Annotated in this window: 12 protein-coding genes, 1 tRNA gene and 2 pseudogenes; 7 read left to right on the top strand and 8 right to left on the bottom strand. The window is 71.4% G+C overall.

Annotated elements, in window-relative coordinates; all coding sequences use genetic code 11:
* The first annotated feature begins 6 nt into the window (after window positions 1–6).
* The 3 genes from ACFV57_RS11665 (at window position 7) to ACFV57_RS11675 (ending at window position 3105) form a co-directional block, all read left to right on the top strand.
* Window positions 7–1017, top strand: coding sequence for an MvdC/MvdD family ATP grasp protein (locus ACFV57_RS11665; RefSeq protein WP_385228935.1), 1011 nt, complete (start codon window positions 7–9; stop codon window positions 1015–1017).
* A complete protein-coding gene (locus ACFV57_RS11670; protein ID WP_385228938.1) occupies window positions 1014–2123 on the top strand; it encodes a methyltransferase domain-containing protein in 1110 nt (369 codons plus the stop codon). The genes ACFV57_RS11665 and ACFV57_RS11670 overlap by 4 nt, the downstream gene beginning before the upstream one ends.
* A 142-nt stretch (window positions 2124–2265) precedes the next feature.
* Window positions 2266–3105, top strand: a complete 840-nt coding sequence (locus ACFV57_RS11675; protein WP_385228941.1) for an MOSC domain-containing protein — start codon at window positions 2266–2268, stop codon at window positions 3103–3105.
* Window positions 3106–3202: 97 nt separating this feature from the next.
* Here ACFV57_RS11675 and ACFV57_RS11680 read toward each other — a convergent pair whose 3' ends face one another.
* The 5 genes and pseudogenes from ACFV57_RS11680 to ACFV57_RS11700 form a co-directional block, all read right to left on the bottom strand.
* A complete protein-coding gene (locus ACFV57_RS11680) occupies window positions 3203–3736 on the bottom strand; it encodes a SigE family RNA polymerase sigma factor (RefSeq protein ID WP_385228944.1) in 534 nt (177 codons plus the stop codon).
* A 207-nt stretch (window positions 3737–3943) separates the two neighbouring features.
* Window positions 3944–4804: a DUF1906 domain-containing protein gene (locus ACFV57_RS11685; protein WP_385228947.1), complete on the bottom strand. Its 861-nt coding sequence runs from the start codon at window positions 4802–4804 to the stop codon at window positions 3944–3946.
* A gap of 324 nt (window positions 4805–5128) precedes the next feature.
* Window positions 5129–6295, bottom strand: a complete 1167-nt coding sequence (locus tag ACFV57_RS11690; RefSeq protein WP_385228950.1) for a lipid-transfer protein — start codon at window positions 6293–6295, stop codon at window positions 5129–5131.
* 467 nt (window positions 6296–6762) lie between these two features.
* Window positions 6763–7728 (bottom strand): annotated as a pseudogene (locus tag ACFV57_RS11695) (bifunctional MaoC family dehydratase N-terminal/OB-fold nucleic acid binding domain-containing protein); the annotation flags it as partial.
* Window positions 7729–8172: 444 nt separating this feature from the next.
* Complete coding sequence (locus ACFV57_RS11700) at window positions 8173–8478, bottom strand: hypothetical protein (protein WP_385228952.1); 306 nt, start codon at window positions 8476–8478, stop codon at window positions 8173–8175.
* Between the two features lie 679 nt (window positions 8479–9157).
* Between ACFV57_RS11700 and ACFV57_RS11705 the strand changes: the two genes are divergently transcribed.
* Window positions 9158–10045 (top strand): bifunctional DNA primase/polymerase, encoded by an 888-nt coding sequence (locus ACFV57_RS11705; protein WP_385228955.1) that lies wholly within the window; start codon window positions 9158–9160, stop codon window positions 10043–10045.
* A gap of 116 nt (window positions 10046–10161) precedes the next feature.
* Here the strand turns inward: ACFV57_RS11705 and ACFV57_RS11710 are convergent, their stop codons facing one another.
* Complete coding sequence (locus ACFV57_RS11710; RefSeq protein ID WP_385228958.1) at window positions 10162–12411, bottom strand: D-alanyl-D-alanine carboxypeptidase family protein; 2250 nt, start codon at window positions 12409–12411, stop codon at window positions 10162–10164.
* Between the two features lie 185 nt (window positions 12412–12596).
* On the opposite strand from ACFV57_RS11710, the gene ACFV57_RS11715 reads away from it, so the two are divergent.
* Window positions 12597–13412, top strand: a complete 816-nt coding sequence (locus ACFV57_RS11715) for a hypothetical protein (RefSeq protein ID WP_385228961.1) — start codon at window positions 12597–12599, stop codon at window positions 13410–13412.
* Between the two features lie 188 nt (window positions 13413–13600).
* On the opposite strand, the gene ACFV57_RS11720 is transcribed toward ACFV57_RS11715, so the two are convergent.
* Both ACFV57_RS11720 and ACFV57_RS11725 read right to left on the bottom strand, forming a co-directional pair.
* Window positions 13601–13688, bottom strand: a tRNA-Ser gene (locus tag ACFV57_RS11720).
* Window positions 13689–13730: 42 nt separating this feature from the next.
* Entirely contained in the window at window positions 13731–15410 is a 1680-nt protein-coding gene (locus ACFV57_RS11725; protein ID WP_385228964.1) for a trypsin-like peptidase domain-containing protein, read from the bottom strand.
* A gap of 288 nt (window positions 15411–15698) precedes the next feature.
* Here ACFV57_RS11725 and ACFV57_RS11730 point away from each other — a divergent pair, with 288 nt between their 5' ends.
* Entirely contained in the window at window positions 15699–16541 is an 843-nt protein-coding gene (locus ACFV57_RS11730) for a glycerophosphodiester phosphodiesterase (RefSeq protein ID WP_385228967.1), read from the top strand.
* Between the two features lie 53 nt (window positions 16542–16594).
* Window positions 16595–17185 (top strand): annotated as a pseudogene (locus tag ACFV57_RS11735) (ATP-binding protein); the annotation flags it as partial.
* Window positions 17186–17412 lie beyond the last annotated feature (227 nt).

Raw genomic sequence — 17412 nt, forward strand, 5'->3', positions numbered from 1 at the left:
CGGCCCATGACCCCACCACCCGGTGAGGGCACGCGCGGCCAGGCGCCGCGCGTGCTCGTCGTCACCTTCGCCCTGGACCCGACCGCCGACTACGTGCTGCGCGAACTCAACGCACATGGCGTGCCGTTCTGGCGTACCGACCTCGCCGACTTCCCCTCCCGCTCCACGCTGTCCGCCGTCCTGGGCGCCGACGGCCGGTGGTGCGGCGCAATGCAGGGCTCTGGCTCTGCTGCTCGCGGAGTGGACCTCTCGCAAGTCCGCGCCGTCTGGTGGCGCAAGCCCACACCGTTCGCCTTCCCCGAGACCATGAGCGGCCCCGAGCAGGCGTTCGCCGCATCGCAGGCCAAACGCGCCGTGAGCGGCGTGCTCGGTTCCCTCCCCGGGGTCCTGTGGGTCAACCGACCGGAGCGGAACGCGGACTGCACCAAGCCCCGGCAACTCGCTGCCGCGGCCGAGGCCGGTCTGTGCGTACCCGAGACCCTGATCACGAACAACCCCGCCGACGTCCCGCCCTTCGCCGAGCGATGCGGCGGCCACATCATCACCAAGGTCCTCGGCGGCATCGTCCACACGGAGAACAACACCCGCGGGCAGCTCTACACGCACCGGGTGCAGCCCGAGCGGTGGACCGACCCCCGGATCGCCCTGACCGCCCACCTGTTCCAGCGCGAGATCACCGACAAGGCGTACGAGATCCGGGTCACCGTCGTCAACGGCCAGTCCTTCCCCGTCGCCATCCACGCCCCGGCCGGCCCCGCCCCTCTCGACTGGCGCCGCGACTCCCGCGGCCTCCACTACGGCACCGCCCTGCTGCCCCCGGACGTTCAACGGGGAATCGAAACCCTGCTGCGACGACTCGAACTCGTCTACGCCGCGCTCGACTTCATCGTCGACAGCAACGGCACTCACTACCTCGTGGACGTCAATCCTGGTGGGCAATGGGCATGGATCGACCGGACCCGCGGCGCCATCACACACGCCCTCGCCGACCTTCTGGAGAAAGGCAGCACGACGTGAGCACCGAGACCGATCTCGAACGGGAAGCAGCGCGGCTACGCGCCAAGCTCGCGCAGTCCCTCGTCGATGCCGGGGCCCTGGCCGACCCTGCGTGGCGGGCCGCTTTCGAGAACGTGCCCCGCCACAAGTGCGTGCCCTACTTCTATGACCACGCGGGCCGCAGAATCGCCGCGGACGATCCCGAGACCTGTGATCAGTGGCTGAGCACCGTTCACGAGAACCGGCAACTCGTCACGCACCGCACCGACGGCAGCGCCACGTCGAGCAGCTCGATGCCCTCACTCATGGCGACCATGCTCGAAGCGTTGCAGGTCACCGACGGAATGCGCGTCCTCGAAGTGGGGGCCGGCACCGGGTACAACGCCGCCTTGCTCGCGCACCGGCTGGGGGCGGAGAACGTGGTGACCATCGACGTCTCACCCGACATCACCGGCCCGGCCCGCGAGCGCCTCGCCGCCACCGGGCAGCGCCCGCTCGTCGTCACCGGCGACGGCGCGTTCGGATGGCCGGACAGGGCCCCCTACGACCGCATCGTGGTCACCTGCCGACTGAGGGCCGTGCCCACCGATCTCCTCCGGCAACTCTCCGAGGACGGCTTCGTCCTCGCCCCCCTCGGCAACGCCCTCGCCCGCATCCGCCGCACCGGAGACCACACCGCCGAGGGTGCCTTCCTCCCCGGTGGCGCCTTCTTCATGCCGCTGCGCCACGGTGCCGACGATGGGAAACCGGCCCGTCGGCCCGCCCTTCCCGAGACAGTCGGCCGCGCTACCCGCCTGCCGGCCGCCGCCATCGCCGGCAACGACTTCCGCTTTCTCGTGAGCATCGCCGTACCCGGCCTCACGTGGCAGTACGACCTCGACGGCGAAAGGAGGCCCACGGGCACCCGCGTCTGGGCTCCCGACGGCTCCATTGCCGACCTCAAGGCCGATGGCACCGTGACCGAGACCGGCCCCCGGGGCCTCTGGAGCCTGCTCGAAGGGCTGTACGACACGTTCCTCGGCGCGGACACGCCCGGACCCGAACGCTACGGCGTCACGATCAACGGGGACGCGCAGCGCGTTTGGCTGGACAGCCCGGGTGGGGAGGGCTGGCTCCTCACGCGGTGAGCTGGGCGCCGGGGCCCCTGAAGGCCCGGGGTACGCGCGTGGAGGGGTTGCGTGCCGCTCCCGCCTCCGTACCACCTGGTACGTCATGCTCGCACCAAGAAATCAGGAGTCTCGGACACGACGGTCGTGGCAGCCTGGGGGTATGGGGACGATGGTGGGAACGGTGACCAGGCTGTGGCGTTATCCGGTGAAATCGCTGCTGGGCGAGGAGGTTCCGGATGCCGCCGCGGACGCCCGCGGACTCGCGGGGGACCGCGCGCTGGCGCTGGTCCACCGGACCTCCGGCCAGGTCGCCAGCGCCAAGAACCCCCGATTGTGGCGCGACTTGCTGAAGTTGCGGGCCGAGATCATCGACGGGGCCGTACGGATCACGCTCCCCTCCGGCCGGACCGTACGGTCCACCGACCCCCACGTCGACCGGACGCTCTCCGCCCACCTCGGGCAGCCCGTCACCCTGGCCGACGCCCCGCCCGAGAAGGCCACCCTGGAACGCTCCCACCCCGACGAGGTCCTGGAGGCCGGGGCGGCGGCCGAGGTGGGGCAGGAAACGATGGAGATCGCGGGCCAGTCACCGCCCGGCACCTTCTTCGACTACGCGCCGCTGCACCTGATCACCCGCGCCACGCTCGACCGGATCACCGAACTCGGCCCGCGGGCCACCACCGTCGAGGCCGAGCGCTACCGCCCCAACGTCGTGATCCGCACCGAGGCGGCCGGCTTCGTCGAGAACGACTGGCCCGGCCGCGAACTGCACATCGGCGACGAACTCGCCCTGCGGATCGTGGCCCGGACGCCGCGGTGCGCCGTACCGACGCTGGAACACGGCAGGCTGCCGCGCGACCCGGACGCGCTGCGGGTACCCGCGCGCCACAACCGGGTGGTGCCGATGGAGGGCGTGGGGCCGCAGCCCTGCGCGGGGGTGTACGCGCAGATCCTGCGGCCGGGCCGCATCCGGCAGGGGGACGCGGTGCGCGTGGTGTGAAGGCGTACGTAACGGAAGGGGCGTATGGGGGCGGCTTACGGGGGAGGGGCTTCCCCGCCTGCCTACGGAAGGGACGCACCGGCGTACGGACCGGTCCCTACGCCGCGACGGACAGTTCCGGGTCCTCGCGCAGCTTCGCCAGGGCCCGGGAGACCGCGCTCTTGACCGTGCCGACGGAGACCCCGAGCACCTCCGCGGTCTGCGCCTCGCTCAGGTCCTCGTAATACCGCAGCACGACCATGGCCCGCTGCCGCGCCGGGAGCCGCAGCACCGCCCGCCACATCGCGTCCCGCAGCACCTGGGCCTCGGCCGGGTCGGGCGCCGGCACCGGATCGGGCTCCGGTATCTCCTCGCAGGCGAACTCGTCGACCTTGCGCTTGCGCCACTGCGAGGTACGGGTGTTCAGCAGGGCGCGGCGGACGTAGCCGTCGAGCGCCCGGTGGTCCTCGATCCGCTCCCACGCCACGAACGTCTTCGTCAGCGCGGTCTGCAGCAGGTCCTCGGCATCGCTCGGGTTGGCGGTGAGCGAGCGGGCGGTCCGCAGCAGCACCGGCCCGCGGGCCCGTACGTACGACGAGAACGACGGGAACACAGCGGCGCTGGAAGCGCTGGTGCACACTGGCGTGGTCATGGTCCAACGCTAGAAGCGTGAGGCGCCATGACGGATCGCCCCCAGGTGCCGAAGACCCCTCCCTCTCAAGTTGTACGAGGGGTGCCGGCCCCACCTCCTAAAGGCGGACAGCCACTCGACTCCCGTCAGGGTCGCGGGCCGACTTTGGTCGGACCCCGGCCCTCAGGTGCCGGGGCCCCGCCGACGGCCCGCGCGTCGCAGCCGCAGCTACCTGATCACGGCTACCGGTGCGTCCACCTGGTTGCGGTCGATGATCATCCTGCGCCCGCCGTGCGTCTCGGCGACGTTGCCCGCGTACTGGTGGATACGGCCGTGCGGGCGCCACGCCTTGCCGTTCAGCTCGGGCTCGCCGTACAGGTTCGGCTTGGAGTGCCAGCGCGCGAACCACATCACCGACGGCAGGTCCCGGGTGCCGGCCTGCCGCGCCCGCTCCATGTGCCGTACGCCGGAGTCGGCGCTGCTGTAGAAGCCGGGCACATAGCCCTGGCGGGTGGTCTCCCGGTTCCAGGCCCGGATGTAGCTCAGCGCCCTGCCGGTGCAGGACGCGTCGCGCAGGCTGTACGCCTCCATGTCCAGATACAGCGCGCTGCCGGGCACGATGCCCAGCGCCTTGGCCCGGCGCACCGCGTCCTGCCCCTCGCCCGTACCGGCCCGTACCGGGTCGCCGCCGATGGTGACCTTGCGCTTGTTCTGGTTGACGACGCAGGGCGCCTGCGAGCCGACGTACAGCGGCAGCAGCCGCCAGCCCGCGCGGTGGGCGGCGCGCACCCAGTCGGGGGTGAGGTTCGGCTGGCTGGGGCAGGCCCGGCCGCGCCCGCCGAAGTAGATGCCGATGCCGCGGTACTTCGAGGCCTTCCAGGCCCGCAAGGTGCTCGACGAGGGCGCCTTGCACGTGTCGAACGCCCAGCCCTGGAACACGTTCGGGCCGCGCGGACCGGCCCGGTCGGGCTCCGCCCCGGCGGCCGGGGCGAGCAGCGTGGCCAGCAGACCGAGCAGGCCTGTCAGGGCGGTGAGCAGGATGGAGGGGCGCAGCGCTCTCCGTCGGATGATCTTCTTTGTGAATCCCATACCGGGAGTCAAAGTGCGGCTACGGTGCGTGGCCGGCCGGACACGCCCGCGGGCGCGCGCATTCAGCCATCTGGGGGCTCTGTCGGGGAGGTGTTCGAGGGGTGGGGATGGGGGTGGGGTGGGGTGGGGATGGGGATGGGGATGGGGATGGGGTGGGGATTGGGGTGAGGTGAGGATGGGGGTGGAGTGAGGTGTGTTTCAGGCCGTACGTGTGGGGTGTGGAGGGGGCGTGTGCGGCTTGTGCCGCGGGCGGCCGTCCCCAGCCGTACGCCTCAGTCGTACGCCCCAGCCGTACGCCTCAGTCGTACCGTTCAGTCGTACGCCTCAGTCGTCCGTCCCCAGCACCAGCCCCGACGTCGGTACGCCCGTACCCGCCGTGACCAGCACGCGGGCGGCTCCCGGCGTCTGGTTGACGGAGGTTCCGCGGAGCTGCCGCACCGCCTCCGCGATGCCGTTCATGCCGTGCAGGTACGCCTCGCCCAGCTGCCCGCCGTGCGTGTTGAGCGGCAGCCCGCCCGCGGCGACGAAGTCCGCCGCCTCGCCCGGCCCGCAGAACCCGAACTCCTCCAGCTGCATCAGCACGAACGGGGTGAAGTGGTCGTAGAGAATCCCCACGTCGATGTCCGCCGGGCGCAGCCCGCTCGTGCGCCACAGCTGGCGCGCGACGACGGCCGACTCCGGCAGGCCGGTCAGGCCGTCCCGGTAGAAGCTGGTCATCTGCTCCTGGGCCCGGCCCGCGCCCTGGGCCGCCGCCCGGATCACGGCGGGCGGCCGCCGCAGGTCACGGGCCCGTTCGACCGAGGTGACGACGACGGCCTGGCCGCCGTCCGTCTCCTGGCAGCAGTCCAGCAGCCGCAACGGCTCGACGATCCAGCGGGACGCGGCGTGCTCGGCGAGGGTGATCGGCCTGCCGTAGAAGTACGCGGCCGGGTTGCGCGCGGCGTGCCGCCGGCCGACGACCGCGACCTGCCCGAACGCCTCCGGGGTGAGCCCGTACGCGTACAGGTACCGCTGAGCCGCCATCGCGACCCAGGACGCGGGCGTCAGCAGTCCGGAGGGCAGGTTCCAGCCGAGCGCCGCGCCCTCGGCGGACGGCTCGCGCCGCTGTACGCCGGCGCCGAAGCGGCGGCCCGAGCGCTCGTTGAACGCGCGGTAGCAGACGACGACTTCGGCGATTCCGGCGGCGACGGCGAGGGCCGCCTGCTGCACCGTGGCGCAGGCCGCGCCGCCCCCGTAGTGGACGCGCGAGAAGAAGGACAGCTCGCCGATGCCCGCCGCCTGGGCGACGGTGATCTCGGGGCTGGTGTCCATCGTGAAGGTGACCATGCCGTCGACGTCGCCGGGGCCGAGACCGGCGTCGTCCAGGGCGGCCCGTACCGCTTCGACGGCCAGCTTCAGCTCACTGCGGCCGGAGTCCTTGGAGAACTCGGTGGCGCCGATACCGGCGATGGCGGCCCGGCCGCCGAGGGTGTCCGCGCGGCGCAGGCTCATGGGGCGGCCTCCGGGGAGGGGGAGGGTGCGGAGGGGGACGAGGGGACGGTGACGGTCACCGTGCCGGTGACGTGGTGGCCCAGGCGGTTGGCGCCCACGACGCGCACCTCCGCGGTGTCCCCGTCCACGGCGAGCACCTCGCCACGGAACACCAGGACGTCTCCCGGGTAGTTGGGTACGCCGAGCCGGATCGCGACCTTTCGGAGCACGGCGTGCGGGCCGAAACGGTCGGTGATGTAGCGGCCCACGAGGCCGTTCGTGGTCAGGATGTTCATGAAGATGTCGGGCGATCCCTTGGCCCTGGCCGCCTCTGCGTCGTGGTGCACGTCCTGGTAGTCACGGGAGGCGATCGCTCCCGCGACGATCAGGGTGCGGGTCACGGGGACGGCCAGCGGGGGGAGTTCGTCACCAGGCCGCAGGCCCGCCTCCCTCGCGGTCCGCAGGCCCGCCTCCCTCCGGGCGCCGCTGAAGACGGGGAGTACCAACTCCTCGTCCACAGAGCGGAACTCCAGCTGTACGGGCATCCCGATACGGACCTTTTCGGGCGGCACTCCGACCACATCGGCCACCACCCGTACACCTTCGGCCAGTTCGACCAGCCCGACCGCGTATGGCGGGTCGAAGGCCGGGAAGGGCGGGTGATGCATCACGACGTACGAGAACACGGTGCCGGAACCGGCGGCCTCTACGGTGTCCCAGTCCGCGCCGCCGCAGTGGCTGCACCCCGGCAGCCAGGGGAAACGCAGCGTCGCACAGTCCGTGCAGCGCTGGATGAGCAGTTGGCGGCGGGCCACTCCGGCCCAGAAACCGGCGTTGTCGCGGTTGATCACGGGGCGGGGGCGGGTGGGGGTGGTCTTGGTTGTGGTCGTGTTCGTGGCAGTTGTGGTTGTGGCAGTTGTGGTCGTGTTCGCGTGCGCGTTCGTGCTCGTATCTCTGTTGTTCGTGGCGTCCGGCCGTCGAGGTGCGGACGCGGGTGCGTATTTGAGAATCCGGAAGCGGTGCGTACCGGCCGGTTCGCCGCCCGCCCGTATGTCCATCCGCGTCGTCACGAAGTACCCCGTGCCCAGCTTCGTCGTCTTGCGCGGGGACACCGACTCGATGACGGCGTCGAAGGTGACGTGGTCGCCCGGGCGCAGCGGGCGCAGATACTCCTGCTCGCAGTCGGTCGCGACGACGGAGGTGCACCCGGCCCCGTCGAGCAGGGCGAAGAGCACGTCGTACGCCGTCGAGCGGCCCGCGTGCCCGGAGAGGCCGCCCATCGTCCACGCCTGGAGCATGGTGGGCGGGGCGACGGCATCGGGGCCCTGGTACGCGGGGCCGGTGTCGCCCATGGCCTCGCACCAGTGGCGGATCATCGGTTCGTTGACGGGGTCCTTGCCCTCGCCCGCGGTCACAGCGGGCCGGCCTTCGAAGGCCTTCAGCCGTACGTACAGGTCGTCGTGGGGGGACGGGCCGCCGTCCGGGCCGGTTTCCGGGGCATCAGCCGGGTCGCCGTCCGGGCCGGTTTCCGGGCCACCGTTCGGGCCACCATGCGGCCCGGCTTCCGTCCGCCCGGCTTCCGTCCGCCCGGATTCCGCCCGCCCGGATTCCGCCCGCCCGGCGCCTGCCCGTCCGGCCGCGTCCACGCCTTCGGCCACACCGTTCACACTGTCGGCCACCTCGTCGGCCCGCCTTCCGCCCGGCCTCCACCCTGATTTCCGCTCTGACTTCCGTCCGCGGGTTCTGCGCCCAGCCCCTGCGCCTGGCTGCTGCGCCCGGCTTCTGCACAACGAACGGAAGGTTCCTGACTGTCCGTCAGGAACCTTCCGAAGTCAAGAGCGTCCCGGCACCGGCCGGCCGGCGTCACCGGTTACGGCGGTCGGCCGGTGCCCGGCGGATCACCAGAGGTTGGCGAAGTTCACCGTGGCGTTGGTCTGGTCGATGTGGGTCAGACCATGACCGTTCACGCTCGCGGTGTTGTTCTGGTTGGCCGCGCCGGGACCGTTCGCGACCTGCTGGGTGGTGGTGGAGTTGCCGTTGTTGTTGTGACCGACACCGGTGCCGGTCTGGCTCGTCGCCGCCGCGCTCGACCCGTTGCCCGCCAGCCCGCCGTTGTCGGCGTGGGCCACACCGGCGAGGAGGGCCGCCGCGAAGGGCAGGGCGGCGAGGGTGGCGAGGGCGCGGGCGGTACGGACGTTTGCCATGACGTTTCTCCTCTTACGGGACGCACCCGGACGGCCCAGGACGGGACCGAGGGGCGCGGCACACTTGCTTCGGGACCACGGCACCCGGCGACCGGAAGGCAGACGTACGCACACCCGCCTCCGCATCACCGAACTGCCGCACCCAGCAGGGCAGTTACCGACCGCCCTGCAAGGTTGACGACGTCGCGGTGATCAGACTTGCCCAACCCACCCCCCATGAACCAGACCGGAACGGCCACTTCCCTCTCAAGCATGAAGAACCCCGGATAAACCTCCCCCGCGCCCCGAGGGCCACCGGCGCACGCTCCGGCGCCCACCACTCCCCGTCCCCCACCTGCGAAGAATCGTTCCCGCACCTTTCCGGCCTTTCCCGGCCGACCCCGCTACCCCCCTTCCAAAATTCGAACGCACATACGAAACTGAGGCCATGGCCTCTCCCCACTCCACCGCCCCCGGAAGCCATCCCTCCCACCCCGCCGACCGGCCCGCCCAACCGGTCCGATCCACTCAGCCGCCCCGATCCGCCCGGCCCACCGGAACCGCCGGGGCCACTGGGCCCACCGGTACCTCCCATGCCACTAGCACCTCCGGTCCCACCAGCACCTCCGGCCCCGCCCACCAACCTCCCCGGCCGCCGCACCGCCGCGACGACCACGCCACCGCCCTCACCCACGCCCTCGTGGCGGCCGGCCGCGGCTACTCCGTCATCCCGCTGACCCGCGCCAAACTCCCCGCCGTACGCTCCCCCCACCACGCCGACCAGTCCCCCACCCCCTGCCGCGGCGCCTGCGGCCGCCCGGGGCACGGCATCCACGACGCGACCTCCGACCCGCTCGCCGTCCGCCGCCTCTTCGCCGCCGCGCCCTGGGCCACCGCGTACGGCATCGCCTGCGGCGTGCCCCCGCACCACCTCATCGGCATCGACCTGGACACCAAGCACGGCGCGGACGGTCTCACCGCCCTCCGGCTCCTGGCCGGTGAACACCACTTCACCCTGCCGCCCACCGTCACGGTCCGCAGCCCGTCCGGCGGCCGGCACCTCTACTTCTCCGGCCCTCCGGCCCCGCCCGTACCCAACTCCGCCGGCCGTCTGGCCCCCGGCATCGACATCCGCGGCACCGGCGGCTACCTGGTCGGCCCCGGTTCCCGCACCTCCCGCGGCGAATACCACCTCGTACCCGGCAGCCCACGTATCCCCGCCCCGGCCCCCACTCCCTTACTCACCCTCCTCCAAGCCCAGGCCCAAGCCCCAACTCACCCCCAGCCCCCCTCACATCCCCACCACTCCCACCACTCCCACCACTCTCACCACTCCCACCCTCCCTTCGACCCTCCCCACATCTCCTCCCTCACGCCCCCTCCCCCGCACCCCGCCCCCGCCCTGCTCCGCTTCGTCCGCACCTCCCCCGACGGCCAGCGCAACGCCCGCCTCTTCTGGGCCGCCTGCCGCGCCTACGAGTCGGGCCTGGGCCAGGAGATGGCCACCGCCCTCACCACCGCCGCCCTCCACACCGGCCTCACCGAACGCGAGGCCCGCGCCACGATCGCCTCCGCGGCCCGCCACTGACACAACGCCCCAGCCCTTCGCGACAGCAACCTTCCCCCCAACGCGCAGAGCCCTGACAACACCACCGCCACCGCGGTCGCGCTGCCAGGGCTCGGACACCGCCGATGCCGGGGCTGTCAGGAGATACGCGTCAGCCTGGCGCCGAAGGACGGCTCGGCCATGTCCTTCTGCAGCGCAATCGGAACCGTCGCCCTGCCCGCCCCACTCCCGATGGTCAGCCGCCCGACAACCGTGCCGGCCTTCGCCTCCCCCGGTACGGAGGTGCGGTCACCCGACCGGCCCGCTTCACCGCCCCCGATCGAGAACTCCGCCCGCATACCGGGCCACCCGACAGCCCGCAGGCTCCCGGTGGCGACCACGGGCGTCCGCCCGCCGAGGCCGTCGTCCACGTACCCGACCACATCCCCCTTCTTGACCACGACGGCCGAGGTCAGGGCGTCCTGCACCGCCCTGATCATGGTGTAACTCCGGTCCAGCACCAGCTTCAGGCTGTTCTCCGCGTTGGGGTCCGCCCCCTTGAAGTGCTGGTCCAACGTCACGCCGACGATGGTCCGCGGCGTGCCGTCGACGGTCCGCCGGGCCGCCCACATCAGCGCGCCACCGGCCGGGCTGCTCGACCCCGTCTTCACCCCGAGCACGCCGGCGCCCTTGATCAGCAACGGACTGTTGTTGTTCTCCAGCCGCTCCCGGAGGCCGGGCACCGTGGCGTTCGGCATGGCGACGATCTTGCGGACCACCCCGTTGCCCATGACCGCCTCGGCCAGCTTGAGCTGGTCGACCGCGGTGCTCCTGGTGCTGTCCTTGAACCCGCTGGGGTCGGTGTACGTGGTGTCCGTCATGCCGAGCGCCTTGGCCTCGGCGTTCATCTTGCCGATGAAGGCCTCCTCGGTCTCCGCGTCCCAACGGGCGAGCAGCCGCGCGATGTTGTTGCCCGAGGGTATGAGCACCATCTGCAACATCTGGAACTCGCTGAACGACTGCCCCTTCTGGACATCGACCCGCGACTCGTTCTCCGCTCCCGCCTCCTTGGCGGCCTGCGCGTCCACCGTGATCTTCGGGCCCTGCTCGCCGGCCTTCAGCGGGTGTTCCTTGAGGATCAGGTACGCCGTCATCACCTTGGCGACACTGGCCGTCGGCACGGGCTTCTGCTGCCCGTACACCCCCACGTCCCCCGCACCGACGACCCGCGCGGCGGCCTGCCCCTCATCCGGCCACGGCATCCGGAACTTCTCGCCAGCAAAGGTGTACGACGATCTCTCCCCCAGCACCAGCACCGGATCGGGCAACGGCCGCACCTGCTGGACCACCCCGAGGACGATCACCAACAGAACCACCAACGGCACCCAGATCTTGACCCGCCGCACCACGGTACGCAGCGGGGTCTCGGGCGGCGGCGGACTGTTCGTCAGCTGCGCCAGCAAGTCCATCGCAGGCACAGGAGGCAGCGGCTGCTGCTTGGTCCGCTCGGAGTGGGGGAGGGGGGTGGTGGGGGTGGGGGTGGGTTTGGCGGCTGCGGGTTTGGCCGCCGGGGGTTCGGCGACGGTGGGTTCGGCGGCCGCGGGTTTGGCGACGGCGGATCCGGCGGCCGCGGGTTCGGCCGTGTCAGATTTGGCAGTGGCGGTCGCCGTGGCGGCAGTCACTTCAGGGACGGACGCCTTAGGGACTGGCGCCTTGGGGGCGGGCACTTTTGGTGTGGGCACCTTGGGGGCGGGCGCCTTAGGTGCGGGCGCCTCAGTGGCGGGCGCTCCAGGGCCGATCGCCTTGACGCTGGTCGCCTTGACGACCGTCGTCTTGGCTACGGGCACCACGACATCGGTACCCGCACCGGCCTTCACATCTGCCCCATCCGCCCCGGCCGCCTTGCCTACCCCCGTCTTGCCCTCTGCGTCCCTACTCGCCCCGGCCTCAGCCTTACTCGCCCCGGCCTTGCCCTCCTCACCCTCCTCGCTCTTGCTCTCCTTGCCCTTGCCCTTGCTCTCCGTGCCCTTCTCGCTCTCCTCAGTCTCCGCACCCGCTTCCGCGCCCACAGCCCGCCCACTGCCCTCGGAACCCTCGGCGGTCGCGTCAGCGGACGACTCGGCGGACGACTCGGCTGTCGCCTCCGCGGACGTCCCCTCAACGGCTAACCGTGACGGTCCCGCGATCACCACCCGCGGATCGCGTTCGCCCGGCGACTTCGCCCCTGCCCCTTCTTCCTGCTTCTTCGACGTGTCAGGGGTCGCGCCCGCCACCGATGTCTCCTCCGCGTAGATCCAGTTGTCCGAAGATCTAGATGAGAACGACAATCCGCCGGTTCCCCGCCCGAACCCGCCCAACGCCCCACCCGCCGCGAACGGGGCCCGGCGCACAGCGGTCCGCGCTGCCATGACGCACTTCGCTGCTCGGCCCACCCACCGCAGGAGCTCATTCCACTGATGAAGGTGTGCTCCGTCACGTAGAGTGCCTCGGTCACTTCGATTGACCTTGGAGCTGGCTGCCTCCGTTACCGCCCTTCGCCCCCGCGTTGCCGTATCGGAACTGGTCAGCGCAGGGGCTACGTGGAGGTATCGCGATGAGCACTCCTCGCAGCTTTCCTGATGCCGCGGACAAGAGGGCCATACGTGCCTGGCTGGCTGCCAGAAGAGCCGAATCGGCCGGCAAACAGCACCCGAAGACGTTGTCCCAGTTGCGTTCGACTCAGCTGAAGCGCCTGGCCAAATCAGTGGAGCGCGAAGCGGGGCCCGTACCAAAGGACGTGCAGCGCGCGACAAAGCTGTTCTCCGGGCCGGTCTTCGCCTCGTCCTACGGAATGGTTCTGGAAGGGGCGGACGAGCACGGACCAGCGCAGTTGCCCGGTACAGGCAACGACACGCTTCTGGATCTGGCAATCAACAGGATCTTCGATGTCGCCGATCAGGCAAGCTCTGCCGAGGGGGCTGAAGACGCCGTTCTGGATTCCGCTCTGCCGCTGGGGCGACGAGTGATCAGTCACCTGTTGGAGCTTTCGGATGTGCTCGCCTCTTCCGACACAGGAGTCACGCTGTCCTGGGAGTCGAAATCGACCGCGCGTCGCACGTCCGCCATCAGCGCGGAAAGCGCTGAGCGTTGCCGAAAGGCTCTCCGAGCAGCGGACGTGGACGAGCAGGATGACCGCCTGATCGGCACGGTGGTCGGAGGCAGCAAGCTACGCGGCTGTATCGAGCTTGATGTCGCAGGAACGGGTGTGGTCCTCGTACGCACATCCAAAGATGACGTGCCGGGCTTGCTGGCCACGTATGCAGATCGAGAGGTGGCCGCTGCCGTCCACGTTCTCACCGCGCGTTCAGCAGGCGGGCGGGTGCACCACAGCTACATTCTGCTGGATATGAATCCGCATGAAGCCGTATGAAGCCGGGGAGTGAGGCGGCCCGCGGCAGGCTCGTCGCCAGCTCCAGGCCGTACGGAAGCGGCGAGAGCCCGGCCTGACGCGTCGGGGCGGCCGGAAGGTGCGGCGGGCCGGGTGAGGCTCGGCCAACGCAGAAGGGACGCCCGTTTTCCTCGGGCGCCCCTTCTGACCAGCCACTTCGCTGACCTGGGCGGAGGCTGTGGGATTTGAACCCACGGTGAGGGGTTACCTCACGACAGTTTTCAAGACTGTTCCCTTAGGCCGCTCGGGCAAGCCTCCCCGCGCACCGTCGGACGGTGGCGCGGGGATCAGACTAGCGCGTCACTTGTCGCCCATGCGTTGGCCCAGGGTTACCTGGGCGGTCTGCTCCTTGCCGCCGCGCTTGAAGGTGAGGGTCACCTTGTCGCCCGGCTTGTGCTGGTAGATGGTGCTGATCAGGGTGGGGCCGCTGTCGATGACGGTGTTGTCCAGCTTGGTGATCGTGTCGCCGGGCTTCAGGCCGGCCTTGTCGGCGGGGCCGTTCGGGGTGATCGCGGCGGAGCCGTCGTTGCCGCCGTTCTGGGGGATGGTCGCGCCGTCGCCGGTGTCGCGCATCAGGACCTGCGCGCCGATCTGCGGGTAGACCGGCTGGCCCTTCTTGATCAGGTCGCCCGCGACCCGCTTGGCCTGGTCGATCGGGATGGCGAAGCCGAGGCCGATGCTGCCGGACTGCTGGCTCTCGCCGCCGAAACCGCCGCCGCCGTTGCCCGCGGACTGGATGGCCGAGTTGATGCCGATGACGCTGCCGGTGGCGTCCATCAGGGGGCCGCCGGAGTTGCCCGGGTTGATCGAGGCGTCCGTCTGGAGGGCGCTCATGTACGAGGGGGTGGTGCCGCCGCCGTCGCTGGAGGCCACCGGGCGGTTCTTGGCGCTGATGATGCCGGTGGTGACCGTGCCGGAGAGGCCGAAGGGCGCGCCGATGGCGATCGTCGCGTCGCCCACCTGGACGTTCGCGGACTTGCCGAGCGGGAGCGGCACGAGGTCGGCGTCGGAGGGGTTCTTCAGCTTGATCACGGCGACGTCGTAGCCCTGGGCCCGGCCGATGACCTCGGCGTCGTACTTCTTGCCGTTGGAGAACGTGGCGGTGAGCTTGCCGCCCTGGGCTGCGCTGGCGACGACGTGGTTGTTGGTGAGGATGTGGCCCTGCTTGTCGTAGACGAAGCCGGTGCCGGTGCCGCCCTCGCCGGTCGCGCCCTGCGCCTCGATCGTCACGACGCTGGGCAGCGCCTTCTGCGCTATCCCGGAGACGGAGGTGGGCTTGCGGTTGAGCGCCTCGGGGTCGCCGGAGGCGGAGACCGTCGTGGAGTTCGCGTCGTCGCGGCCCGCTGCCCAGAAGCCGATGCCGCCGCCGATGCCGCCCGCCACCAGCGCGGCGACGAGCACGGCGGCGATCAGGCCGCCGTTGCGGCGCTTCTTGGGCGCGGGCGCGCCCGGGACGCCCCACACGTCACCCGGGCCGCCCGCGCCGCCGCCTCCGTAACCGGGGGGCGGGGGGCTGCCCCAGCCGCCCGAGGAGGCGCCGTGTGCCGCCGTCGCGTACGAAGGCGGCGTGGTCTGATGAGGGGCGCCCTCGGCGCCCGGGTGGTGCTGTGCGCCGGCGTACGCGCCGCCCGCCTGGGGGTGGTCCTGCGGCTCGGACGGCTTGGCGAACTGCTGCGTACGGTCCGGGGCGCCGTCCGCCGGGCCCGCCTGGCCGGCCGTCGGGGCGAACTCCGGCGGCGGGGGCGCGGACGGCGGGGTGGCCGCCGGCGCGCCCTGTGTCCCCGCTGCGCCGCCCGGCGCGCCCTGGGACCCTGTCGCGCCGTCCGGCGCGCTCTGCGCTCCCGGCGCGCCCGCCGCGTCCCGGGCACCTGCGCCGTCCGAAGGGCGCGCACCGGACTCGGGTGCGCTGTCCGACGCCTGGGGCGCCGACGGCGGCTGGGCCTCCGGCGGGACGGCGGCGCCCTCGTTCTCGGTGCTCACGGCTCTCTCCTCAGCTTCGCGACGGTGCCGGGTCACGACCCGGCCTCTCCTTCAGGATGCGGTGCGGTGTCCAGAATGCGGCGTAACACCCTGGCGTACGGACGACGGGCAGGCGGTACCGGCGACTGTCACGGGTGCAAGCCTTTCCCACCACGCGTCAGGGCGCCGTAAGCCGAGGCTGTGACTCTCTCCCCATCCTTTATCCCGGACATAACCGACGCATCTGATGTTATGCGGATCAGGTAGTGCACAAGGCGGCCCTTCCGCGAGCGATGGCACGATAACCCGGTGACCACCGCGTACCCGCTCCGGGACCGCACCCCGGGCCCTTCCCCCATTTCCGTCGTAGCCCATCGTGGCGCGTCAGAGGACGCGCCGGAACACACCCTGGCCGCCTACCGCCGGGCGATCGAGGACGGCGCCGACGCGCTGGAGTGCGATGTGCGGCTCACCGCCGACGGCCACCTCGTCTGCGTGCACGACCGCCGGGTCAACCGGACCTCCAACGGGCGCGGCGCGGTCTCCGCGCTGGAGCTGGCCGATCTGACCTCCCTGGACTTCGGCTCCTGGAAGGGGGACGAGGATGCCCCCTGGGAGGCGCCGGACCGCCAGCACGAGGACCCGGAACGCACGTCCGTACTGACCCTGGAGCGGCTCCTCGAACTCGTCGCCGACGCCGGCCGCCGCGTCGAGCTGGCCATCGAGACCAAGCACCCCACCCGATGGGCCGGTCAGGTGGAGGAGCGGCTGGTCGCCCTGCTGGAGAGATTCGGCCACACCAAGGCGTCGGCCGAGGGCCCGCCCCCCGTCCGCGTCATGAGCTTCTCGGCCCGGTCGCTGCACCGGGTACGGGCCGCGGCCCCGGACATCCCCGGTGTGTACCTGATGCAGTTCCTGACGCCGCGCCACCGCGACGGGCGGCTGCCACCCGGTGTGGGCATCGCCGGGCCCGGTGTCCGGATTCTGCGCGCGCACCCCGAGTACGTGTCCAAGGCGCACCGCGCGGGCCATCAGGTGCATGTCTGGACCGTGAACGACGAGGCGGATGTCGAGCTGTGTGAACGCCTGGGAGTAGACGCAATCATCACCAACCGCCCCAAACAGGTACGAGCCCAACTGGGCCTGGCGTAGCCGCCGTCACGGGGAGTGCACCGGCGCACTCGACCCGTGTTCGACCGGGTCGAGTGCGTCGCCGCAGGGGGACTGGCCGGTTTCCGGCCCAGGCCATTGGGGCATTCATCCCGTGGCGTGGGGCGAAGGAGGTCTCGGGGGTGGCGTTGATGGTGGCACAAGAGGTGCCGACGGCGTCTGTCATGGCCGTACCTCACGGTCCATCGGGGGTCGGTTCGGCCAGGCGACGGATGCGTGAGGAGCTTCTGACAAGTGGCGTTCAGGACACAGTCGTCGACGACGCGGTACTGATCCTTTCCGAACTGTTGAGCAATTCGTGCCGGTATGCACGTCCGATATGCGTACAGGAGGCGCCGGGTCCCGTACGGGGCTCCGCCCGCGACGCGGCGCCGGACGCGATACGGGCGGCGTGGCGCATCGACGCGCACGGCCAGTTGACCATCTCGGTCACCGACGGCGGCGGTCCGACCCGGCCGCAGCCGGCCACTCCGTCGGTCACCGCCAAGGGCGGCCGCGGGCTCACCATCATCCGGTCCCTCGCCAAGGAATGGGGCGTGGAGTACACGGAGGGTGAGGTCACGGTCTGGGCCCTGCTCGCCCTGCACGGGCTGCGCAGCGCGTTCGCTACGCGCGTTGACCTGCCGGTGGAGCTGTCCACCGACTTCTCCGGCGGGACGCGCGGCGGACGCCCGAGCACGAACGGCGTGGCGCCCGGACGCGCCGGCCTGCCACTGGCCGACCGCACACCGGAACCGGCCGGCGAGCCCGGCACCCGCTTCGGCGGCCCGGTCCCCGTACCGGAACCGGCGTCCGCCGGCGGGCGGGAAGCGGCCACGGGGCCGGTGCCGGAGCTGACCCTGGTGGAGTTCGA

The organism is Streptomyces sp. NPDC059788 (assembly GCF_042732265.1).
Classification (GTDB): Bacteria; Actinomycetota; Actinomycetes; order Streptomycetales; family Streptomycetaceae; genus Streptomyces.

Excerpts from the sequence above, each read along its gene's own strand:
- ACFV57_RS11675 (WP_385228941.1), top strand. The coding sequence starts at position 2,266 with ATGGGGACGATGGTGGGAACGGTGACCAGGCTGTGGCGTTATCCGGTG.
- ACFV57_RS11700 (WP_385228952.1), bottom strand. The coding sequence starts at position 8,478 with ATGGCAAACGTCCGTACCGCCCGCGCCCTCGCCACCCTCGCCGCCCTG.
- ACFV57_RS11680 (WP_385228944.1), bottom strand. The coding sequence starts at position 3,736 with ATGACCACGCCAGTGTGCACCAGCGCTTCCAGCGCCGCTGTGTTCCCG.
- ACFV57_RS11710 (WP_385228958.1), bottom strand. The coding sequence starts at position 12,411 with ATGGCAGCGCGGACCGCTGTGCGCCGGGCCCCGTTCGCGGCGGGTGGG.
- ACFV57_RS11665 (WP_385228935.1), top strand. The coding sequence starts at position 7 with ATGACCCCACCACCCGGTGAGGGCACGCGCGGCCAGGCGCCGCGCGTG.
- ACFV57_RS11685 (WP_385228947.1), bottom strand. The coding sequence starts at position 4,804 with ATGGGATTCACAAAGAAGATCATCCGACGGAGAGCGCTGCGCCCCTCC.
- ACFV57_RS11690 (WP_385228950.1), bottom strand. The coding sequence starts at position 6,295 with ATGAGCCTGCGCCGCGCGGACACCCTCGGCGGCCGGGCCGCCATCGCC.
- ACFV57_RS11715 (WP_385228961.1), top strand. The coding sequence starts at position 12,597 with ATGAGCACTCCTCGCAGCTTTCCTGATGCCGCGGACAAGAGGGCCATA.